Raw genomic sequence first — 22,060 nt, forward strand, 5'->3', positions numbered from 1 at the left:
GTCGGCTCAAAAAAGATGCGTCATATCCCGGGGATCCGGCCGGGATGTTCCTGCCTGACGGGTGTTATATCGGACATTGATGGAGAAGTCAAAGCAGACGTGACATGAATCAATACATGCTCCGGGGGCAACTGCTCCTTCAGGGGTACTTCGCCAAGCCATCGGCGGTATTGCTGCCACCGGGCAACCTCCACCGCGCCTTTGGGGGCTCTGTAGGATCCGTCTTCAGCCTGTTCCCGGAACTTCAGTCGGCCGGATTTGACCGCTGTGTGATTGCTGTGAAACAAATCAACGGGACCGTCAATCTTCAGGCCGTATCTGCCGGCGTTTCTGGCAAAATGGGTTTTGTCGAACAAGACAAAGGCACTGGCGGTCAAACCGGCCAGATCCTCGTACACATCGCTTAAAAATGCCAGGGTCTGGTCCATGTCCGCATCCGTGGAAGAGGGAAGTCCGAAAATCATCAGTCCCAGGTTGGAGATGCCGGCAGCCGCCGAGTCCTTGATCACGCGCTGGATGTCTGTGACACAGGTGCCTTTGTTGATCAGATCCAGCAGGCGCTGGGAACCGGATTCAATGCCCCACCCGATCCACTTGCATCCGGCGGCGGACCACAGGGCCAGGCGGCCCGGCGTGCAGTCGGCCGTGGGTTTGCCCAGGATATGAAAAAAAATGGACAACCGCCTGGCCAGGATCTCTTCACAGATGGCATCCATATCTGCGGGCAGGATGTATTCATCTGCTGAATAAAAATGGGTCACGCCCAGGGTTCGGCTGTAGTGTTCCAGTTCCGATACAAAGATGTCCACCGGCTTTCTGCGGTATCCGCTGAATGAGAAATTGTGGGCGCAGAACCGGCATTTGCGCCAGGCACACCCTCTGGAAAACAGCACGGGCAGCACGGGCACGGGGTTGAAATAATCGGGTATGGGCAGTTTTGAAAAATCCGGGGCCGGCACCTGTTTCAGCGATATGGTCCGGGATCCGGGATTGATTTGAAGGGTGTCTCCCAGCCGGAAAATCAGTCCGGGAATATCGGGCCAGGCAGTCCCGGCACACAGATCGGCTGCCGCTTCTTCCCCCTCCCCGCAGACCACACCATCGATTTCAGGCACACCCGTCATCAGGTCCGGCACGGACAGGGCCGACATCATGGCCCCGCCCATCACGATCCGGCACGGGGGGACGGCGGTTTCTTCAATTGCCTGCTTCAGAACCCGTGCCAGGGCCGCGGCAAACGGCACCTGTTCCGGGAACAGCACCGAGATTCCCACCAGTTCGGGATCATCCGCCAGGATTGATCGAACCTGGCGGTCCAGCAGCGTGTGCAGACCAGGCAGCGTTTCACCGGTGGCCAGTAATGTTTCCGCCTGGCGGCCCAGCCGGGTCATCTCCTGCCGGAGCTGGTCCCAGATGGACTTGACAGCCAGGGTCTGATCAGGATCGGTAAACCGGCCCTGGTGACCCCGGACAAAATCAAGCAGGTCCCTGCCCTGAACGTCTCCTTGTGCCAGATGAATCCAGGCGGCCAGATTCAGATCCATCAGCCGGACCAGAGACCCGGGCACGGTTGATTCAATATAAGAGGCCAGAGAGGCGATGCCCAAAGGCATGTAGGTGGCACTGGCCCGGGGCGGAAAAACGAGAACCACGCGCATTCCGAAATCTTCTCCTGTTACCGGTTGTATGGTTGAATTTTTCCTGATCAGGAAAACGGAATCTAATAGCACCTTTTTCCAGGGAGCTCAACAGACAAAAACAGGCTTTCAAATCAACCCGAAATATGGGAAAATGTCCGGATATTTGGATGAACCAAGGAAAATCCTGACCCATGAGTGAACAGAAACTGCGAAAACTGGTTGAAAAACGGATTCCCGGATTGGTTTATATCATCACGGTTTTTGCCATGATTGAGTTCGGTATTCTGGTGGCCTGTATGGTGACTGCGGCCAATCAGACCCGGGTCACTGTGTATGATGCCAGCCAGACCCTTGTGTATGAAGATATTTACAATGCCGATGCCCTGGCTGAATTCAGGCGGGTGTCCGGCATAGAAAATTTCAAGGATGAGGGATTTACCGTGGCCCGGACCCTGGTGGAAAAACCGTTTCCCACCCGAACCTGGGTTGCGTTGTCCATCTGTGTGCCGTTGCTTTTGATCCTGTTTGTCGCCTTTGTGGTCCGGGTGTTTGAAGATGTGTTTCTTTTCAGGAAAAAAACACCGGATAAAAGTGATTCAGATCACCGGGAATTTGATTTTGAGGAAACCCGGTTTGAAAAAATGTTTTCAACACTGGGGCGATTGAATATCTATTCTTTGGGGGCCACAGTAATTGTCGCGGCGTTTCTTTTCTGGATGGTGCCGGACCTGTTGATAACCATCGGCAAAATCAGTTATCAGACCATTTCACAACTCAAATGGGTGTTGCTGAGCCTGGTCCTGGTGGGGGGCATCTATGTCATCATTCAGGCATTTTTGTCCTATAAAACCAAGATCGCCATCATTGAGCAGCAATCTGAAATTCAAAAAAACCGGGACCGGCTGGCCATCGAGGCACGGCAGGGTGCCCGGCTGCTGGAAGACAAAGGGGGGGACCATTGAACCGGCACACTAACAAACTGTATTTGGCCATGAGATATCTGTCCATCCTGTCGTTGATTCTGACCGGGGTTCTTTTTTTCATGACGGAAGGGATCGTGGCTGCGGCCGGGGTCGAGGAAAATGCCGGCAACGTCTCCGAAGTCCAGCAGATGGAAGCCCAGTTTTTACAGGCCATGGAACAGACGCAAAAAGACATTGCCGGGCTCGAGTCGGAACTGGTGGCTGAAACCCGGAATCTGGAAGAGGATGAGCGCCAGAACAAGATTTATCAGACACGGATGACCTTTTTGAAAAACCTGGTCATCATGTCAGGCATCGGGATTTCCGAGCTTGAAAAGGGGATGGAGGAGATCGATCTGTCCCTGTCTCTGATTCAGAACCGGCTTCAGATCGTCCGCCAGCGCTCCGACAAATTTCGACAGACCCTGCTGTCCACCACGGAACGGGCCGCGATGCTGGATCAGGTGCGCGGAGAAGCCGGCCGTTTAACTGATCAGGAAGCCTCCGTTGTCAAAGAGTACCGGGAATACCAGTCGGTGCTGGAAAAAAAACAGGCCATCCTCAAAGCCATTCTCGAGGTCCTGTCCGACCAGGAATCGATCAATCAAAACGCTTTGGATGCATTTGAACAGATGCGCGACCGGTTGAAACAGGAAATTGCAAAAAAAGAGGGGGGACGTCTGTTACAGCGGATCGACAAGCCTTACAGTCTGTGGCAGGTCACTGTGTTTAAACAGGAACTGATCCAGGCGGTCAAAAAGATGGCCGGCTGGCTGAACCCGTCCGTGTTCCGTGAAAAATGGTCTTTGATGAAAAGTCAGACAGCGGGTTTTGATGTCATGGTCTTTGCCGGGTTGTGTCTGGCCGCGGTTGCCGGTTTCAGGGGCATGGCCGTGCTCCGCAGCCAGCCGCGGTTTGTCTCGCTGACCCGGCAGCGGATCGGATATCCATTGCTTCTGATCCAGGACTGCCTGCCGTTGCTGATCGGGCTGGGCATTGTTTTTGTTTTGTCCCGGACCGGTTTCAACACGGTGTTTCCGGACCTGATCCAGTTTCTCCAGCCGCTGCTGGTGGTGGTGCTTCTGACCCGGGTGACCCGGGTGGCGGTGCGTCTGGCCGTTGAGGGAAAACCGGCACAGATCCTGGCCGTGGTACTCAAATGGCAGCCTTTTTTCATCTGGGGAATTCGGATTTTCGCGTTTCTGCTCCTGTTCATTCACCGGTTCATCTCTTTTAAAAGTGCATTGCTGTCTCCGTTGTTTTTCTCATTTGAGCTGCTTTTGATTGCGGGCGTGTTTCTTTTTTTCCGGGACATTGATCAGATCGATCCCCCTCCCCGGTATGTGCGGGGCACCGGGCTGTTTTTCAAGACCTGTGCTGTGGCCGGCCTGATGGCGGATATTGCGGGATACAGCTTTCTGGCGGCTTACTGGTACATTTCCTGGGGGATCACCATTGCCGTGGCCAGCGTCACTTTGCTTTTAATCTACTCGATCCAGGATGTGGACCAGACATTCAAACAGGCTGTGGAACCGGAAACCGGGAATACCCATGGCGTCTCCTATCCCTTCTACTGGATTCTGTCCAACGGGATCTACCTGATCATCGGGGTGCTGGTCTTTGTGGCCCTGGTATTTTCCTGGGGGGCCGGGGACCGCATTTTCCCGTTTTTGTCCAACGTGGTCACCCGTGAATACAGCCTGGGAAAATTTCAGTTGAGTTTTTCAGGTCTCATGTTTGCGTTTGTGGTCATTTTGACGACCTATGCCATTGTCCAGATCTGGAAGCAGGTGATGGCGGAAAAGATTCTGAAAAAAAGCGGCCTTTCCACCGGGGCCAGGGAATCCATCCTCACCTTGAGCGGGTATGTTGTCTGGGCTTTGGGCATTCTGCTCAGTCTCACGGCCTTCGGGCTGAACACCACCTCTCTGGCCGTGGTGTTCGGGGCCTTGAGTATCGGGCTGGGGTTCGGGCTTCAGAATATTTTCAACAATTTCATCAGCGGGTTGATCCTGCTGTTTGAGCGGCCCATCCAGGTGGGGGATGTGGTGGAAGTGGGCGGCACCTGGGGGGAGGTGTTGAAGATCAATGTCCGGTCCACCCTGGTCCAGACCTATGACAACTCCACGTTGATCATCCCCAATTCCGAGTTTATCAGTTCCCGGGTCACCAACTGGAGCCACAGAGATCCTTACATACGGCGGGACCTGCTGGTGGGGGTGGCTTATGGATCGGATACCGCGCTGGTGGAACAACTTCTGCTGGAGGCGGCGGACCATGTGAAAGAGGTGGTGCAGTATCCCAGAAAAGCAGTGGTTCAGTTCATCGATTTCGGGGAGAGCTCACTGGATTTCCGGCTCCGGTTCTGGTCCACTATCAATGATTTTCTGACAGCGGAAACCCGCCTGCGGTTTGAGATCGATCGCCTTTTCAGGGAAAACAGCGTAGAGATCCCCTTCCCCCAAAGAGACATTCACATGAAGGCATGACCGGCCGTGAACTATGTCGGCATCGACGGATGCAGGGGCGGGTGGTGCCAGGTTTGGCTGCATTCGGATGGGTCCCATGGGTCCGGTATCCTGAAAACCATTGAAGAATGGACAGAATTGCCGGAAAGCGCCGATGCCGTCGTGTTCATCGACATGCCCATCGGGCTGAAGGAGAACGGTCCCCATGAACGGCAATGCGATAAAGCTGCCCGAAAACTGTTGAAAAAAAGAGGGTCCAGCATATTTCCGGCCCCCTGCCGGCAGAGCCTGGCTGAAAAGGATTATCTGGCGGCCAGTGATCTCAATCAGGCCGTCACCGGCCGCCGCTTGTCTAAGCAGACCTATCACCTCATGCCCAAAATCAGGGAACTGGATGGTTTCATCCGGGGGGTGGGCCGGGGGCTGGATATCAGAGAATTTCATCCGGAACTGGGATTTCTGGCCCTGAACCGGTTTGTGCCGCTGACACATTCCAAAAAAAATCGGGCCGGCCGGGAAGAACGGCTGGAAATCCTGTCCCGATACGCTTCCTGTTCCCCGGCCATCCTCTCGGAAGCGGCAAAGCGGTTTCCCCGAAACCAGGCCGGGGTGGATGATATCCTGGATGCCCTGTGCGGCGCGGTCTCAGCCTTGTTCAAGGATCATCTCGTTTCCCTTCCGGCCGTGCCGGAAACCGATTCCTGCGGCCTGCCCATGCAGATCGTGTACGCGGATCCGGACAACGCCGGCCCTGTCCGGTAAGCCTTGTCGACCTCCCGTTGTTGGCCATCCAGGTTTTTTTTCAGGGCGCCTTCACTGTTCAGAATCATTGTTCAGTCATTGACCTGCCGTTGATCCAGATCTATGGCATGAATGTTGCTGGATAATACTCCAGCCGGCCGATTTGACTGAATCCGACCGGATTGTAGCGGTGGAGTCAATATGTGCCAAAACCCTGTCAAAAGGAGAAAACCGATGAAATCTTTGATTGTATATGCCAGTCAGTCCGGAAACACCAGAAAACTGGCCACGGCCGTGTATGACAGCCTGGAAGGGGAAAAAGAACTGTGTGCCATAGACCAGGCCCCGTCCGGAGACCTGGCGTATGACCTGGTGGCTGTAGGGTTCTGGCTTCAGGCAGGCAAACCGGATCCCAAAACTGAAGCGTTTCTAAAGGCGTGCAGAACGACTGCAAAGATGTTCTTTTTTGCGACCCACGGGGCGGCCAAGGGCTCCGATCATGCCAGGGGGGCCATGGAATACGCCGTCAGCCTGGTGAACGGCGCCACTGTCATCGGCACCTACTCCTGCCAGGGCGAGGTCAATCCCAAGGTCCTGGAAAAGATCAAACAAAAAGACGCGCCCCCGCCCTGGCTCCATGAGGCGGACGATGCCGTGGGCCATCCGGATGATCAGGATATCGCCGAATTGAAGGCCGCGTTGAAAAAAGCGCTGTGATGCGCCTCCGACCCGGGCTATGTCAAAGCTGAATGCCCTTGATGTGATGGATGAAACACGGTTGCAAAGGTGGCGTTACTCGTAACGCCACCTGTCCTGCTCAAACCGATGGGTTTTGTCGCTCAGTAAAGTGTGACATTCAGATATGTCTGCATCTGTTGCGATCTCTCAAGACATCCAGATCAATATCCAAATCCACCTTGCCCTTGAATTTTTTCAATGCGGAAATTTTTGATTTCCTCACCAGTTCCTCCAGGGCTACGGTAATGACTTTTGTTTTTGTCCTGATGTTTGTGACCTGCATTGCTTGGTTCAACAAGTCTTCAGGTAAATCCAAAGTGGTTCTCATACGACACCTCCTGATGCATAAAAAATAATAAATTATGCATAAAAAGTCAATTGGAAATAATTATATTTTGCATGCAGGAATCCGATCACATGCCAGCAGTGTTTACGCGTTTTGCCACAAATAGCAAAACGCGTAAACAGCGATTTTTTGAACGGTTTTACGGTCTTTCAGGTGGCGCAGAAGCGCGTCTGGCCTCAATTTATGGTCTGATCACAGGCGGTGGTAAATGCGGATGATTTTGACCGGTTCAAGGCACTTGAATGCCGGCAAGTCGCTGAAAAAATGGAACAGCAGATTCGAACCCGGGTGTTTTTCAGGGTGTCATTCAACGCAGGTGCCTCTCCCGGTGTTCCTCGATAAACTGCCGCACCTGCGCCTTTGGCTGAAAAATGCCGTAATGTCCCTCACACAGGATATCCGCCTCCAGTGTCAACAGCCGGTCCATGGATCTGCGGTAATCAGCCAGGTTAGACAGGAAATCGTCATTGAAAGGCCCGTGCAGGTCCTGGCCGAACAGCACTTTTTGGCCGGCCGTTTCCACCACCACGGCAATGGACCCCGGTGTATGGCCGGGGATGTGCAGGCAGTGAAAATCCATGCTGCCAATGGTGAGTGTTGTGTCGTCGTCCAATCGCTCATGCAGGGATATCGGTTCATAAGAGATCCCATACCAGTCGGCCGCAGTACGTCCGTCATGGCCGGGTTCTTCAATGGGGGCTGCATCCAGTGTATGGGCATAGAACCGGATTCCCGGCAGACGCTTTGCCAGCCCGGCACAGGCAGCCGTATGGTCGATGTGGCAATGGGTCAGGATACAGTGCCGGATATCTTCAAACTTCAGGCCGCTGATCTCGATCCCTTTGATCAGGTCCAGATCCATGCCGGCATCGATCAGCACCAGCCCCTCATCACTTTCGGTGTCCACCACATAGACTGAACAGCCGCTGTCGCCCACATGCCAGACAGTGTCTATGATCTGTTTCATTTTTTTTATCTCCCTGACATTCCCTTTCCAAGGATGATTTTTCATCAACGCCCCTTTTTCGCTGGTCAATCCCGCAACTGCTCAACTGAGAGTCCCATGGCCTCGGCCAGTTTTTTCAGCGTACCGGTCCGGGGCCTGGCATCCGGTTTTTCCATCCGGGCCAGTGCCGGCTGCTGAATGCCGGCTTTTGTGGCCAGTTCCTCCTGGGTGAATCCCAGGTATTCCCGCCACGCCTTTATGAGGCTGTCCCCCATCACGTTTGCCGCCACCACTTCATGGGGGAATTCAACGTCTGCTTCGTCCGGGTCCATTTGGTTGTTGATGAGGTGCTGGTATTCCTCCCAGGGGATGACGGCAAAGGCGGGTTTGCCGCCGTATTCAATGATTTGTGTTTCAGTATGTTCGGTCATCACGCTTTTTCACCTCTTGAATTTCAATTATTTTAAGGGTTTCTTTGTTGTCAAAAAACACCCTGTACCGGGCGATACGCAGCCGATATCCATATCTGTGGTTTGTCAGGTGTATAATGTCGAGGTCGTCACATGCTGGAAAATCCTTCAGCCTTGAGACACTGTCAAGTATTTTGAGCCTGTAGTTTTTCGGAATTTTTTTCAGTTGCTTCCTGGCTCTGTTTTTCCAGGTGATAGTTTTCATGAATTTATATTATAATATGTTATGGCTTATCGTCAATTTAAAATTATAATATGTTATAGTTAAAAACCAACACCTAAAATCAATCCATCTCCCGGTGTTCCTCGATAAACCGCCGCACGCGCTCTTTTGGTACCCGGATTCCGGTCCGGCTACTGGTCCACTCCTACACGGGCGCCGATGGCAGGGTCATACAGGTTCATGGATTCGGTCCGGGTCCGCCGGGCCGTTCCCCGGACAAACCCGATATACCGTCCCTGGTCCAGGTCCAGTGCCTGGGCATCAGACGGGAAAATGCTTTTACCGGCCACCTCCAGGGCGGTTTCAAAATCCCGCCAATGCCGCCAGCCATCGGGCAGGGTTTCCATCCGGACATCCGTGACGCTGCTGTCCCCGGCCCACAATTTATGCCACCAGTCAGCGGTTTTGAAGCTGCGGCACCCGTCTTCCCAGAACACCTTGCCGTTGGCCTGGGGCCGGGTCAGATGATCCGGGATGACCGCCCCCATCTTCTGCATCAGTGCCGGCATCACCACCCCCAGCATCCCGCCGGGTTTAAGAAACCGGCTCAGATATCCCAGGTACAGCACATCCGTGCCAAAATACTGGTACGCATCAATGGACACCACGGCATCGAAAAATTCTGCCGGAAAGGGGAATGCATGGGCCTCCGACCGCAGGGGAAACACCTTGTCGGCAACCCCGGCCCGGACCACCCGCTGCCAGTTGTGGTCCGGGGTGATCCACAGGTCCGTGGCCCACACCTGGACGTCAAACTCCTTTGCCAGAAAAATACTGGTCATGGCCCGGCCGCACCCCAGATCCAAAACCCGCATGCCCGGTTCCAGGGGCAGGACCTCACACAGCCATTCCGCCAGCCACACGGCATTGGGTCCCATCTGGTTGTCCAGCATCCAGTCCGTGTCGTACCGGGTGGACCGGGGAAACTCTTTTTTGTTCAACAATCGATCCATTTCCATCGGGTCCATTTTTCATCTCATGTTTTGGTTGATTGTATTGTTGAATGCAGTGTTTACAGTATCGCCCAGGTTCTGAAAACAAAGCGGTTCATGCATGTGCCGAAATAGATGCATTTCTAAAAAAAATTGTCAAAGCCCTGGTCATGCCGGTTTCGCCAGGAACTGTGAGGGGTTGAGAACACAATGATCTTCAAGATACCCCTGGAGAGAAAACAAGCGTGGTGTTTCTCGGAATTTAAAGATTCGGTATAAATGATACCGGGACGCATTTTTTTGGGAAAACGTCAATTCATTCGGTGTGATGAAGAACGGCGTGTTCTTGCCATATTTGGTTGTTTTCGCCTCTATGTATCGGTCAGTGCCGTTTTTCTCAAATGATAGAATATCAAATCCGGCAGAAGGTCCCTTTGTCACGGATATTTGTTCAACACGTTCCGATAGAAACCCTTTGCCGGCATGTATCAGCCTGGCCCGTTCAAAATTGATGACGAATTGTTCGCCGGCATTCCCAAGAGACTGATTTCTTGACTCTTTTTCCAGATAATTTACACCCACTGGATTGAAAATTTTACTGTGTTCTGCGACGCCGACGGAATTAGTTTTTTCTTCTCTTTTTGGCGGTGATTCCATTGCTGCCAGAAAATCTTCTACTGTTGGTATGGCAGGTACCATCTGAGAATCTTCTTGAAATAAAGTCTGAAATTCGGGGTAATTGACGAGAAAATCGGTTATAACGTTCGGCAGTAAACTTCGCTGATAATTTGAGCGGGGCTTGTAGCCATCAATGTATGGGATCCCCATTTCAATCAAAACTGCGGAAATATTTTGGTGTTTGAGTTCAATAGATCCGTGGGATCGTTTTTTCAATCGTTTTAACAACGTCCGGCGATGCTCAGTTTTGTTAAACTTTTGACCGGTCAGCTCCAGGCGGAGCATGTTGAAATAGTCCTCAACCGCGGCCTGTACTTCATGTTCTGACCAGTTTTCAGCCATAGCTGACCTTGGAATCCATTATTGGCATAGGACATTGCTCCTTGTATATGCAGTCAAAGATGGAATTTTGATTTGTTTGTCCATCTTTGATCCGGCAGCGCCTGAATGAAAAACTGCTTATCAACAATTTCCGGGCATGTAAAGGGATATTCCATCGGATTCCGGATAGAAAGGAGTCCGTTTTTTTGATAATAGCGCCATCTCTTGTCAAACAGCCGATAACCCGCTAAGATTTGGAATCGAATAAAAATCGGAAAAAGGAGGATTTCATGGCGGTGTATCTGGTACAGCACGGAAAAAGTTTGCCAAAGGAAAAGGACCCGGCCAAAGGATTGTCTGACACGGGCCGGCAGGAAACCATGAAAATTGCCGACGTGGCAAAGATGTACCAGGTGCCGGTGTCCAAAATCGTGCACAGCGGCAAAACCCGGGCTGAACAGACCGCAGGAATTTTCAGGGATATTTTGAAGAAGGATGCACCCCTGGAACAGGTGGACGGCATCGGTCCCATCGACGATGTCGCGGATCTGGGGACACGGATCGATCCGGAATCCAATATCATGATCGTGGGGCATCTGCCCTATATGGAACGGCTGGTCTCCTTTCTGACGGCCGGGAACCCGGACCTGAACGTCATCCGGTTCCAGAATTCCGGCATTGTGTGCCTGGACCGGGATGAGAATGGCTGGTATATCAAGTGGACCCTGAATCCGCACATCGGGTGATGGTTTGTCCGGGAGCGCGGTTAAAAATACAAAGCAAATGGAAATGTAACTGTGTGCAAATAGTTGAATGATATTCTTACCGGATATGAAACAACTATTTTGCTTGTCTTTCTGGATATTGTGCGTGGTATCAGCCTGTTGCGGCTTATTGATTGTCCGGGCCGCTCCGGCCGCATCATCCCATCCCCATGAAACTCACACCTACATCGAGCAGACCGGGGAAGCGGTCAAAAAGGTCACATGGACCCTGGAAAAAGCGGATACATTCATTCTGACCTATTTGTCGCCGTTTGAGCGCCATGTCACAACGACCGGCCTGGATTACGATACACATCGCTGGCATGTGACGGAAAAAAACGGTCTGTCTGATTTCACTGCTGTGCGAACAGGAGCGTCCATCTCCATTTCCGGGCGGTTTCGGGGAGATCCTGTGAACAAGACGATACCAATCGACGGTACTGACTGGTATCAGGCATCTTCACTGTCTTTACGCGGGTTTGCTGTATCGACGGACCGGGAAACAGTGTTCTGGACCATCCGATCCGACACACTGACTGTCCATAAAATCAAAGCAGTCAAACAAGGATCGGAAACGATCGATGTGAATGGGGTCATGAAAAAGGCAGTGAGAATCAAGCTGTCGTTGACAGGGCTTTTGTCACACTTCTGGAAGAGCGATTACTGGTTCTCCGTGCCGGAAGGGGTTTTTTTACAATTCAAAGGGCCAAGTGGACCGCCAGGGTCTCCCATGACAACTGTCACCCAGATACAGTGATCGACTCCATATGCTTGATTCAGTCAGTCGTCAGTCTGTAGCGAATACGGCCGAGTGTGCCATATATATAGACAACGCTTGTCAAACAGCCGATAACCCGGTAATATTTTTACCTGAAGAAAACAGAAAAAAAAGGATGCTTCCTGGAGCAGTGGGATGACATCTTTTGCCCGGGAGGCATGAATTGAAAATCAACAAAATCGATCACATCTGCATTGCGGTCAAGGATCTGGATCAGGCCCGCAGAATCTGGGAACCGGTCCTGGGAAAAACCGGGCCCGATGATGCCTACGTTGATGAGCCGGAAAAAATCAAGGTGGTGCGATACTGGGTTGGTGAGGTGGGGTTTGAACTCATGGAATCGTTGACCCCGGACGGGGATGTGGCAAAATTCATCGAAAAAAACGGCGAAGGCGTGATGGTGGTCAGTTTGAATGTGGCCAACACCCGGGAGGCCATGGCCGAGCTGGAAGAAAAAGACTATCCATTCATTGGCGGGGCCAGGCCGTTTCGTGACGGCGAGTTTTCCTTTATCCATCCTAAAAAAATGAACGGGGTCCTGCTGGAACTGATTGATGATAAAGGGACCAGTGACCCTGTTGATTGAGGTTCTTCGTCAATTCAGGTGTTTTCCTGCTGCGCCAGAAACTGTTTGTACTGATATCGGAAGACATGGTGTTTCAGGTTGAGCAGTCTTGCGGCCCGGCTTTCATTGCCGTCGGCCAGTTTCATGGCCTGGGTGAAATAAAAGGCATCCAGGCGGAAGCGAATGGCGTTCAGGTCCACCCCTTCCTGGGTTAGTGGCTTCAATGGCAGTAGGGACTGGTGTCTTTCCGCTTTCCTGGAATTCCTGCCATCCAATCCCAGGTCCCCGGGTGTCAGCTCGGGTCCTTCGGCGGTGAGAACCCCACTTTCCATTATGTTTTTCATCTCCCTGACATTCCCTTTCCAGGGATGGGTTTCCATCAACGCCCATGCGGACGGACTGATCCCCATCAGGTTCCGGTCAAATTTCTGATTGAACAGTTTCAGAAAATAATCCGCAAACAATTTCAGATCTTCGGGCCGCTGGCTAAGAGACGGCACCTGGATTTTGACCACACTGATACGGTAGTAAAGATCTTCTCGAAACTGATTGGTTTCCACCATCATTTCCAGGTCCTTGTTGGTGGCGGAGACGACCCGGGTGAACACTTTCTTCCTGCGGGTTCCCCCTACTTTGTAGAATTCTCCCTGCTCCATGAACCTGAGCAGTTTGGCCTGGGCATCCAGACTCAGGTCACCGATCTCATCCAGAAACAAAGTGCCTTTGTCAGCCATTTCAATCAGCCCTTTTTTACCGGTGGCACTGGCACCGCTGAACGCCCCTTTTTCATAACCGAACAGCTCACTTTCAATCAGTTCACCGGGGATGGCCGCGCAATTGACAGTTATAAGCGGGCCGGCAAAATTCGGGCTTCGGTGATGGATCGTACTGGCCATAAGTTCCTTGCCGGTTCCGGTTTCCCCCTGTATCAGCACAGGGGTGTCTGGACTCTTCGCCACCTTTTCGATATACGCCATGATGTCGTGGATCACCTGGCTTTCGCCGATAAAAAAAGGGGCCTGATCCCGGAGCTGATTTTCCTGAAGGGATTTGATCTCTTTTCTGAGCCGCAGGGTTTCCAGGGCATTGGCAATGGTCACCCCGAGCCCCTCCATGTGGAGGGGCTTGACAATGTAATCATAGGCACCCAGCTTCATGCATTCAATCACCGAAGTGATATCCTCATAGGCGGTGATCATGACCACCAGCACATCGGGGCGCACGGCTCGAATATGCTTCAAAGCTTCTATGCCGTTCATTCCCGGCAGGCCGATATCCAGAAGCACCAGGTCCGGGTGGTACACTTGCAGGGCATCCAGCCCTGTTTCGGCTGAATCATACGCAAATATCCGGTATTCATCCTCGAAAAACGCTTTAATCCCGTCCCGAATGGTTTTTTCATCATCCACGATGAACAGGGTGTTGTCTGACATGGTTCCTCCTGATGCAGGCGGGTCAAACCGGTTGAGCCGGAATTTCTATCGTGAATGCGGCCCCGCCCAGTTCTGATTCGCCGGCCGTCAATTCTCCCCGGTGATCGGTGACAATCCGGTGGCAGAGGCTCAAACCGATACCCGTGCTGTTTTTCTTGGTTGTAAAAAACGGGTCGAAAATTTTTTGCTTCTGGTTTTGGTCAATGCCGGGGCCGTTGTCCTCGACTGTCAGGCGGATCCGGTGGTTCCGGCAGGTGGATGTCACTTTTATCACCCCGTTGCTTTTGATGCCGGAAAAGGCGTCCGAGGCGTTGTTGATCAGATTCAATATCAGCTCTTCCATGAGGTGGGGTTCGGCAAAACACTCCGGCAGGCCGTCTTCCAGGTCATCTATAATATCAATTCCTTTTTTGTTCAATGTCACCCGAGTCAGTTTGATCGCCTCTTTGACCGGATCATTGATTTGAATTCGGTCAAACCGGGGTTCCGTGGGTTTGGCAAAATTCATGACCCGCCGGATCACCAGTTCGATTTTGTGGGAAGCGGACCGGACCGCCTGAATGGAAGTAACGGTTTTATCAGCCTTGTTCGGGTCATGAAAAAATTTTTCAATGATATCCAGATGGATGTTGATGCCTGAAAGGGGGTTTCGAATTTCATGGGCAATGCCGGCAGATACCTGACCCAGTGATGCCATTTTGTCCTGTATGGTCAACAGGTGCTGCAGCCGTTTTTCTTCGGTCATGTCAATGAAAATCAGCAGAAATGCATCCCGGTCATTGTACTCAATGGGGGTGGCAATGCAGGATACCCATTTCATGCGGCCTTTACCCAAACCGGGTTTTTCTCTAAAAAACCGGAACGCCACCTCGGAATGGGTCAGATCATTTCTGACGATCTGGTCAAAAAAGGAAATGACTCCGGGCAGGTCATCCGGGTGGAGTCTCTCGACTTTGGATGGATCCAGCAGGTTCAGGTCCCCGATTAAAGCGGTATGGTTGGCGTTTTTGTACACCACTTGGTTCTCCCGGACAATGGCAATGGCGTTGGGGGAGTGTTCCACCAAATCATTGAATCGTTTTTCGCTTTTCAACATGGCATGTTCCGCTGTTTTCCGCTGGATCATCCGCCACATGCCATGGGCCAGCAGACTGAGCTGTCGCAGGTCAGAGGCGGTATAGTCCGTGGGTTTGTTGCCCATGCCGGCCAGCACCACGATCTCATTATCCTTGAAGATGGGCACATTCATGTACCGCGTGATATGTTTGCAGCCTTCGGGCAGTCCCCGGCAGTCTGGATTGGATACCGCATAGTCATTGGAGATGACCGGCCTGCTCAGCCGGACCGCATCCCCCCACAACCCTTTGGTGCCTGTTGTAAAGCCCTTGCTTTTTTCCAGAGTATAAAATTGTTTTCCGTTTTCAGAGTTTGATGAATCCAGCACATGGGTGATGCCGTCCTGGTTCCGAAAAGACAGGTATCCAAAACGGCTTTGGGTCAGTTCCAGCATCTGGCGGAAGGCAAATTCAACGATGGCTTGAATGGAACCATGGGGCTGTTCATTGAGGGCCAGCAGGGCCTCCAGCCCTGTTTCGTTACGCCGAAGCGCTTCCGTGCGCTGATTCACCTGGCGCTTGAGCTGGATATTCCAGGTGACCACAGTTCCCATAACCAGCATGATCACCGCAGCCGTTCCCAGCACCGAGTACCAGAATGTCCGGGTCTGGAAAACGCTTTGGGTATGCAGTTTCACCCAGCGGCGGTAAATGTCATTGTGTTCGTCTTGAGTAATGGATGCCAGAGTTTTTTCAATGATACGGCTGAAGACAGGCCAGTCTTTGCGGATTCCCATGCCGTGTTTCAATTCAAACCCGGTGTCCCCGGCCAGGCGCAGGTTGGTGATTTTTTCGGTTTCAATGATGTACAGGGCATTGGGGACTTCGGTAATCATGGCATCCAGTTCCCCGAAAGATACCATTCGAATGCCTTCCAGGGGATTGGATACATCCACCATGGTCAGGTATGGATACTGCTGCCGGATAAATTCCCCCACGGCATACTGCCGGGCCACTCCGATTCTCATTCCCCGCATCTGATCCAGGCAGAGCTTCATGGTGTTTTGTTTTCGGACAATAATGGTGGTTTTCAGATTCAGAAACGGCGTGGACCAGGTCATAAATTTTTTCCGGTCCTCGGTCTCCTGTCCGGCACTGATCACATCGATGGTGCCTTCCCTGGCGCGTGCCAGCATCTCGCTCCAGGATTTAACCGGCACCATCCTGAATTTGAAATCCAGTTTTTTTTCGATCACACGGACATAATCCGCGGCCATCCCCGTGGGGGTGCCGCTTTCATCCAAAAAATCCATGGGAGGCCAGTCCGGTGTATGGGCCAGGCGGATACGGCCGTCATGATGGGAGAGCCAGGCCTGTTCCTCCGGGGTCAACTGAGGCACTGCGGCAGAAAGAATGGAGTTTTCACAGAAACCGGTCTGCCCCAGGATTGAAAAAATGATCAACCCTGTGACGGCAAAAAAACGAAATATGGGTTGTCTGTTATTCATGCGGCGCTCCTGACGTTCAATTCACTGAACCTGTTCTTCCAATATCCATACCACAAACCGCCATGGTTTTAAATTAATGAAATGTCCCTTTATCACAGGATTTTTCCGGATCATCAGCGCTGAGGCGGGTCCATGATTTGATAATTTTCTCAATTTTCCATTCAAACTTTTAAGGATTTTCTCAATCACAGAGTGGTTCGGTCATAGAGTCCGGCCGGCAGATTCAAGTTAAACTTTTGAAATAAAAGCATTTTTTTAAAAAGGGCTGCACTGGCACATCAATTGCTCATATTGGGTTGTCAAATGAACAACCGGTAAACAAAGAGGAGATAATTTATCATGAAAAATCGATTACAACCCCTCACTGATAAAGAGATTCAGACCGTCCATGATGCCTGCATGCAGATCCTGGGCAACACGGGCGTGTCTTTCAAGGCGCCTGAAGCGGTAGAGATCTTTAAACGCCACGGAGTCAGAACAGATGGAGAAAAGGTATTTCTGACAGAGAAACAGGTGCTCGACGCGCTGAAAACCGTGCCTGAAGAATTTACCATCCAGGCCAGAAAGCCCATAAACAATGTACGTATCGGCGGGGACCATTTTGCGTTCGGCCCGGCCTGGGCCGCCCCGTTCGTGATCGATGCCGACGGGGGGCGCCGGACCGGGACCCTGAAGGATCAGGAAAATTTCTGCAAACTGGTGCAGACCTCCCCATATCTGAATCTGGTGGCCGGCTCCATGGCCGTTCCGGCCGAATACCCTTCGGAAGAGGCGGATACCCGGACTCTGGCCGCGTGCCTGACCCTGACGGACATGCCGTTGATATCCAATCCTTGTCTGAAAAGAAACGGACAGGAGATGGCCCGGATGGCATCCATTGTATGGGGTCAGGACATCACACACCTGGAACACCCAGTATCCATTGTTTCGGTCAACCCGTTATCACCGCTGTCCTACAGCGGAGATACCCTGGAAGGACTGATGGCGTTTGCTAAACACGGCCAGGCCCTGCTGATTTCATCCATGGTGCTTGCCGGCATTACGGGTCCCATCAGCATTGCGGGAACCGCCGCTCTTGAACTTGCGGAAAGCCTGTCCGGAATTGTTCTGGCCCAGCTCATTCATCCGGGTGTTCCCTGTGTCACCGGGGGCACTTCCTGCGCGTCGGATATGCGCACCGGCGGGGTCAGCCTGGGAGGGCCTGAATCCCTTCAGCTTGTGGGAATTGCCGCACAGATGGCGGATCACTATGGACTGCCCTGCAGGTATGGGGGGAACCTGACCGATGCCTATTCCATCAATGCCCAGTCAGGACTGGAATCGGCCCTGCTCATGTTGGCTCCGGTGCTGTCCGGGGTGCATTTCATCCACCAGTCCTGCGGTATTCTGGGGGCATATGCCGCCACCAGCTTTGAAAAATTTGTGATCGACGAAGAGGTGTGCGGCATGATCCGAAAAGCGGTAACCCCCCTGGAGATCACGGCGGAAAGTATCAACACCGAACTGATCCACCGGGTGGGCAGCAACGGAAGTTACATGATGCAGCCGGAAACTGCGAAACACTGCCGCACCGCTTTTTTTCCCTCTCAGCTGACCCGGAAAAGCACGTATGAAGACTGGGAAGCAAAAGATAACGGAAATATTGTTGGCCGGGCATCTGAATATGTCAAAAAGCGGCTTGAATCCTATGTCAAGCCGGATATGGATCCGGCCATAGAAAAGGACCTCAGCGCTTATGTGGAAAAAGGAAAATAATCATGACAAAAACAATCGATTATTTAAGGGGGAAAAAATGGAACAAACATCTGTAGCAAAAGACCGCAGTGATATGCTGACCCGGGATGAAAAGCCGGGCAGTGTATTGGAACGTTTTCTGGGAAAAACGGATCATCAGTTATTCTGGATTACCCTGGTCATTTTCATCATTATCGCGGGGCTGGGGGTCATGGCGCCGGATCGGCTGGCCGCGGCACTTCAGGTCCTGCAGGCATTCATCACCACTCACTTTACCTGGTATTATCTGTTGTTTACCGCAGCCTGTCTGGGGTTTTCCCTGTGGGCCGCAGCCGGGCCCTATGCCAAATTGAAACTGGGCAAAGATGATGATGAACCGGAATTCAGCACCATGGCATGGCTGGCCATGCTGTTCAGTGCGGGAATTGGTCTGGGATTTATCTTCTGGGGGATTGCCGAACCCCTGTATCACTACATGCAGACCCCTTACGGAGCGGAACCGGGATCTGCAGAGGCCGTACCCGTGGCCCTGCAGATCAGCTACCTGCACTGGGGATTTCATCCCTGGTCCCTGTATGCAGTAGGCGGCCTGGGGATTGCCTATTTCTCCTTCAGACATGACCAGCCCATGACCATTGCCACCTCCCTGTACGGCATTCTGGGGGAAAAAACAGAAACCAGCCCGTGGAGCAAACTCGCCAACCTGGTCACGGCCTTTGCCACCATCGCGGGCATCAGCACAGCCTTGGGGCTGGGGATTCTGTCCATCAAGTTTGGTATGACCCATATTACCGGCATTGAAATGACCCCGGGGGTGACCGTTTTTGTTCTTATCCTGTTCATGGCGGCGTATATTGCTTCTTCGGTCTCCGGCCTGAAGCGGGGCCTCAAATATATGAGTCTCATCAATCTCTGGCTGGCGTTTGCGGTTATTGCATTTATCTTTTTTGCCGGACCCACCCTTCAGCTACTGGATCTGTTCACCGATTCTGTCGGGCATTACTTGACCAATTTTGTCACCATGACCTTCTGGAGTGATTCCATGGACCAGGCGTTTGACGGCAAATGGCTGGGATGGTGGACGGTGTTCTACTGGGCGTTCTGGATCGCCTGGGTCCCGTTTGTGGGCGGATTTATCGCCAGAATTTCCCGGGGCAGGACGGTGCGGGAATTTATCCTCTGGGTGGTGCTCATCCCATCCATTGTGATGTTTATCTGCTTTGATATTTTCGGCGGGGCCGCCATCCTGGCGGAAAGGTCCGGTGCCGTGGAGCTGTGGAAAGCGGTACAGGCCGACATGGGGTCCGGTATCTTTATGCTGCTGACCGCTTATCCGTTCGGATTTCTGGCATCCATCATGATTTTTGTCAGCTTGATTATCTTTTTAATCACCTCGGCGGATTCCGCCTCGTTTCTGGTGGCCATGCTGATGTCCAAAGGGGAGTTGGAACCCAAGGCCGGCATGAAGATCGTCTGGGGTGTGGTCCTGGGGTCTTTGTCTATTATCCTGCTGCAGAGCGACGGCCTCAAAGCCCTTCAGACCGCGTCCATTGTCTGTGCGCTGCCCTTCACCCTGGTGATGATCGCCATGATGGTATCCATGGTGAAAGGATTCAGAAAGGACCGGGCCAAAGAATGAATCAAAAAAAGTTAATAAGGGGTTCCGGTCCCTTCCGGGCCGAAATTCTCATCGACTATCAATAAAAATACTGAGGAGATAAGCATGAAAAAAATAACGAGAACATCCGCACTCACGGCCCGCCACAAGGATCTGGGGGGCAAATTTGAAGAATATATCCGGATGGGGGTTCCCATGACCTATGACACGGATCCCAGGGACGAGCATGACGCGGTTCGGGATGCTGCCGGCATGTACGATTTCACAGCCTTTTTGAAATTCCGTGTCACCGGGCCGGATGCGGCAGCGGTATTGAACCATGCCGTCACCTTTGATGTCACCAGGGTGTCGCCGGGCCAGTCCAAATACGGCCCGTTTCTCAGAGAAACCGGGGTGATCTGTGACGACGGCATCGTGTTCAACCTGGGGGATGATGAATACCTGGTGGTGCACGGAGATGGTTGTGCCCGGACCATGGCCGAAGCCTCGGCTGAAGGGAAAGACGCCTCAGTGGAATACGACGGCGGGCTTCATCTGATTTCCCTGCAGGGACCCAAAGCCCTGGAACTGTTGGATCCCCATACCCCCGTCGATCTGCCGGCCATGAAATATTTTCACCATGAAAAAACCACGGTTTTCGGATGCCCGTGCCTGTTGTCCCGGACGGGATTTTCCGGAGAACGGGGGTATGAAATGTTTGTGGATCCCCACCTGGCCTGTGACATCTGGGACAATATTCTGCACTATGGCAAAAACATGGGGGTCATGCCCTGTTCCATTGCCAGCATCTTTCCGGTGCGCATGGAGGCCGCATTGCTGTGGCGCCGGTTTGACCTGATGGAAAACACCCCCTGGGAAGTCAATATGGGCTGGGCCGTCCATGAAAACAAGGAAGATTTCCGCGGGAAAGAAGCGCTTTTGGCGGCCAAAGGAAACGAGCGGTTCCGGCTGTGCGGCATCGAGGTGGACCTGGATGAGGCCCTGTCCGGCGGAGAACGTCTGATGATCGATGGAAAAGAGGTTGGCACTGTCAATGAAAAGCCGGCCTATTCTCACCGGATGAAAAAATCACTGGCCCTGGTCCGCCTGCTTCCGGAAGTGGCCGCCATCGGGACCAGACTTCAGGTTGACGCTGAAAACGGCCCCTTTACGGCAACCGTGGTCAAATTTCCGGTTTACGATACCCAGAAGACCCGTACCCATAAATAGGTTTTAGATAAAATCCCCTGGCTTCGATGGCTGGAGCAGGGGCTGAAAAGAAAGTGTGTTAACGTCAACAAAGCGATTCCGACAGGTCCATGATGAGGTTCAATCCGTCATGGACCTGGGCCATTCGATCTTTTGACAGGGTGCCGATTTTTTCCTTGAGGCTGCGTTTGTCCACGGTTTTGATCTGGGTCATGTTGATCACGGACGGTCTGGGCAGGTTGGCTTCGCCTTTGTGAAGGCTCACGTTTCCCGGCAGTTCACCAAATTTCATTGTCGACGTGATGGCGGCAACGATAACGGTATTCAATTTGCTGTCATTGAGCAGATCATTCTGTAGGACAAGCCCCGGTCGTTTTCCCATGGGATCAGACCCCTTGGCCGGAGAAAAATCCACCCAGTAAAGCGATCCTTTCCGGATCACCATTCCCGTCCCTCCCGGGAACCGGTCTGCTCAAACCAGCGGGTCCATTCCAGCTGCTCTTCCTGGATGGTTTCATCTGAAAAGATCCGGTCGTATTCATTTTTTACCTGTTTTTTCTTTCTCTAAAGCGATTTTTTCTTTCAAAACGGCGGAAATGAATCCACTTCTGGACATACCCTTCAGCCGGCTGATTTCGTCAATAACTGCAATCAGGTCTGTGGGCATGGTGATGGCAATCTTCTGGGTATGCATTTATGGTAATCCTGTTTAATATTCTACCATGATAATACTTATGAAGATTTCTTGCGTCAAGCGATGTTATTTGCCCTCTTTCTGGTTTATAAAATAAACAATTGTCTTGGGGCGGTACTGTTTTAAGATGACCGGCACATGTGCATTGTCGCTTAAGTCAAGTCTGTCTCTGATTTGCTGTTGGGATATTTTTCAGGGATATGGTATAATTTAAGGATGTGTTAAGAACCAAACGGTTTAAAAGAAAGACAGAAATAC

22 protein-coding genes are annotated in these 22,060 nt (G+C 52.2%); 11 read left to right on the top strand and 11 right to left on the bottom strand.

The genetic code is table 11. From position 1 onward, the window contains the following. Positions 1–20 precede the first annotated feature (20 nt). Positions 21–1,658, bottom strand: coding sequence for a B12-binding domain-containing radical SAM protein (locus DPO_RS09390; protein WP_006965603.1), 1,638 nt, complete (start codon positions 1,656–1,658; stop codon positions 21–23). 173 nt (positions 1,659–1,831) lie between these two features. On the opposite strand from DPO_RS09390, the gene DPO_RS09395 reads away from it, so the two are divergent. From DPO_RS09395 to DPO_RS09410, 4 genes are all read left to right on the top strand, one after another. Continuing rightward, complete coding sequence (locus DPO_RS09395; protein WP_006965604.1) at positions 1,832–2,602, top strand: hypothetical protein; 771 nt, start codon at positions 1,832–1,834, stop codon at positions 2,600–2,602. Continuing rightward, positions 2,599–5,091: a mechanosensitive ion channel family protein gene (locus DPO_RS23885; RefSeq protein ID WP_006965605.1), complete on the top strand. Its 2,493-nt coding sequence runs from the start codon at positions 2,599–2,601 to the stop codon at positions 5,089–5,091. Before DPO_RS09395 ends, DPO_RS23885 begins: the two co-directional genes overlap by 4 nt. 6 nt (positions 5,092–5,097) lie before the next feature. Continuing rightward, positions 5,098–5,832: a DUF429 domain-containing protein gene (locus DPO_RS09405; RefSeq protein WP_006965606.1), complete on the top strand. Its 735-nt coding sequence runs from the start codon at positions 5,098–5,100 to the stop codon at positions 5,830–5,832. A gap of 213 nt (positions 5,833–6,045) precedes the next feature. Next, the gene (locus tag DPO_RS09410; RefSeq protein WP_006965608.1) at positions 6,046–6,528 is read left to right on the top strand and encodes a flavodoxin family protein; all 483 of its coding nucleotides are present in this window, start codon (positions 6,046–6,048) and stop codon (positions 6,526–6,528) included. Between the two features lie 139 nt (positions 6,529–6,667). Here the strand turns inward: DPO_RS09410 and DPO_RS09415 are convergent, their stop codons facing one another. After that, on the bottom strand, positions 6,668–6,877 hold the full coding sequence (locus DPO_RS09415; protein ID WP_006965610.1) for a type II toxin-antitoxin system VapB family antitoxin: 210 nt from the start codon (positions 6,875–6,877) through the stop codon (positions 6,668–6,670). An 89-nt stretch (positions 6,878–6,966) separates the two neighbouring features. On the opposite strand from DPO_RS09415, the gene DPO_RS25535 reads away from it, so the two are divergent. After that, positions 6,967–7,113, top strand: coding sequence for a hypothetical protein (locus tag DPO_RS25535; protein ID WP_160166908.1), 147 nt, complete (start codon positions 6,967–6,969; stop codon positions 7,111–7,113). 89 nt (positions 7,114–7,202) lie between these two features. On the opposite strand, the gene DPO_RS09420 is transcribed toward DPO_RS25535, so the two are convergent. From DPO_RS09420 to DPO_RS09440, 5 genes are all read right to left on the bottom strand, one after another. Beyond that, positions 7,203–7,862 (bottom strand): MBL fold metallo-hydrolase, encoded by a 660-nt coding sequence (locus tag DPO_RS09420; RefSeq protein WP_006965612.1) that lies wholly within the window; start codon positions 7,860–7,862, stop codon positions 7,203–7,205. A 65-nt stretch (positions 7,863–7,927) separates the two neighbouring features. After that, complete coding sequence (locus tag DPO_RS09425) at positions 7,928–8,272, bottom strand: helix-turn-helix domain-containing protein (RefSeq protein WP_006965614.1); 345 nt, start codon at positions 8,270–8,272, stop codon at positions 7,928–7,930. Continuing rightward, complete coding sequence (locus DPO_RS09430; protein WP_006965616.1) at positions 8,256–8,516, bottom strand: type II toxin-antitoxin system RelE family toxin; 261 nt, start codon at positions 8,514–8,516, stop codon at positions 8,256–8,258. Before DPO_RS09430 ends, DPO_RS09425 begins: the two co-directional genes overlap by 17 nt. A gap of 149 nt (positions 8,517–8,665) precedes the next feature. Continuing rightward, on the bottom strand, positions 8,666–9,502 hold the full coding sequence (locus DPO_RS09435; protein WP_006965618.1) for an SAM-dependent methyltransferase: 837 nt from the start codon (positions 9,500–9,502) through the stop codon (positions 8,666–8,668). Positions 9,503–9,634: 132 nt separating this feature from the next. Further along, positions 9,635–10,486, bottom strand: a complete 852-nt coding sequence (locus tag DPO_RS09440) for a DUF3883 domain-containing protein (RefSeq protein ID WP_006965620.1) — start codon at positions 10,484–10,486, stop codon at positions 9,635–9,637. A 269-nt stretch (positions 10,487–10,755) separates the two neighbouring features. Between DPO_RS09440 and sixA the strand changes: the two genes are divergently transcribed. The 3 genes from sixA to DPO_RS09455 all read left to right on the top strand — a co-directional run bounded on the left by sixA (position 10,756) and on the right by DPO_RS09455 (position 12,593). Further along, positions 10,756–11,211: a phosphohistidine phosphatase SixA gene (gene sixA / locus DPO_RS09445; RefSeq protein WP_006965622.1), complete on the top strand. Its 456-nt coding sequence runs from the start codon at positions 10,756–10,758 to the stop codon at positions 11,209–11,211. 124 nt (positions 11,212–11,335) lie between these two features. After that, a complete protein-coding gene (locus DPO_RS09450; protein ID WP_152427618.1) occupies positions 11,336–11,986 on the top strand; it encodes a hypothetical protein in 651 nt (216 codons plus the stop codon). Positions 11,987–12,170: 184 nt separating this feature from the next. Beyond that, positions 12,171–12,593: a VOC family protein gene (locus tag DPO_RS09455; RefSeq protein ID WP_006965626.1), complete on the top strand. Its 423-nt coding sequence runs from the start codon at positions 12,171–12,173 to the stop codon at positions 12,591–12,593. Between the two features lie 14 nt (positions 12,594–12,607). On the opposite strand, the gene DPO_RS09460 is transcribed toward DPO_RS09455, so the two are convergent. After that, on the bottom strand, positions 12,608–14,005 hold the full coding sequence (locus tag DPO_RS09460) for a sigma-54-dependent transcriptional regulator (RefSeq protein WP_006965628.1): 1,398 nt from the start codon (positions 14,003–14,005) through the stop codon (positions 12,608–12,610). 22 nt (positions 14,006–14,027) lie between these two features. Next, positions 14,028–16,568: a transporter substrate-binding domain-containing protein gene (locus DPO_RS09465; RefSeq protein WP_006965630.1), complete on the bottom strand. Its 2,541-nt coding sequence runs from the start codon at positions 16,566–16,568 to the stop codon at positions 14,028–14,030. A 339-nt stretch (positions 16,569–16,907) separates the two neighbouring features. On the opposite strand from DPO_RS09465, the gene DPO_RS09470 reads away from it, so the two are divergent. From DPO_RS09470 to DPO_RS09480, 3 genes are all read left to right on the top strand, one after another. Further along, entirely contained in the window at positions 16,908–18,323 is a 1,416-nt protein-coding gene (locus DPO_RS09470; protein WP_006965632.1) for a trimethylamine methyltransferase family protein, read from the top strand. Between the two features lie 37 nt (positions 18,324–18,360). Next, the gene (locus DPO_RS09475) at positions 18,361–19,941 is read left to right on the top strand and encodes a BCCT family transporter (protein ID WP_006965634.1); all 1,581 of its coding nucleotides are present in this window, start codon (positions 18,361–18,363) and stop codon (positions 19,939–19,941) included. An 84-nt stretch (positions 19,942–20,025) separates the two neighbouring features. After that, complete coding sequence (locus DPO_RS09480; RefSeq protein WP_006965636.1) at positions 20,026–21,129, top strand: aminomethyltransferase family protein; 1,104 nt, start codon at positions 20,026–20,028, stop codon at positions 21,127–21,129. A gap of 64 nt (positions 21,130–21,193) precedes the next feature. On the opposite strand, the gene DPO_RS09485 is transcribed toward DPO_RS09480, so the two are convergent. Continuing rightward, positions 21,194–21,553: a type II toxin-antitoxin system PemK/MazF family toxin gene (locus tag DPO_RS09485; protein ID WP_006965638.1), complete on the bottom strand. Its 360-nt coding sequence runs from the start codon at positions 21,551–21,553 to the stop codon at positions 21,194–21,196. A 93-nt stretch (positions 21,554–21,646) separates the two neighbouring features. Next, positions 21,647–21,802, bottom strand: a complete 156-nt coding sequence (locus DPO_RS25195; protein WP_006965640.1) for a type II toxin-antitoxin system HicB family antitoxin — start codon at positions 21,800–21,802, stop codon at positions 21,647–21,649. Between the last annotated feature and the right edge of the window lie 258 nt (positions 21,803–22,060).

Source organism: Desulfotignum phosphitoxidans DSM 13687 (genome assembly GCF_000350545.1).
GTDB lineage: Bacteria > Desulfobacterota > Desulfobacteria > Desulfobacterales > Desulfobacteraceae > Desulfotignum > Desulfotignum phosphitoxidans.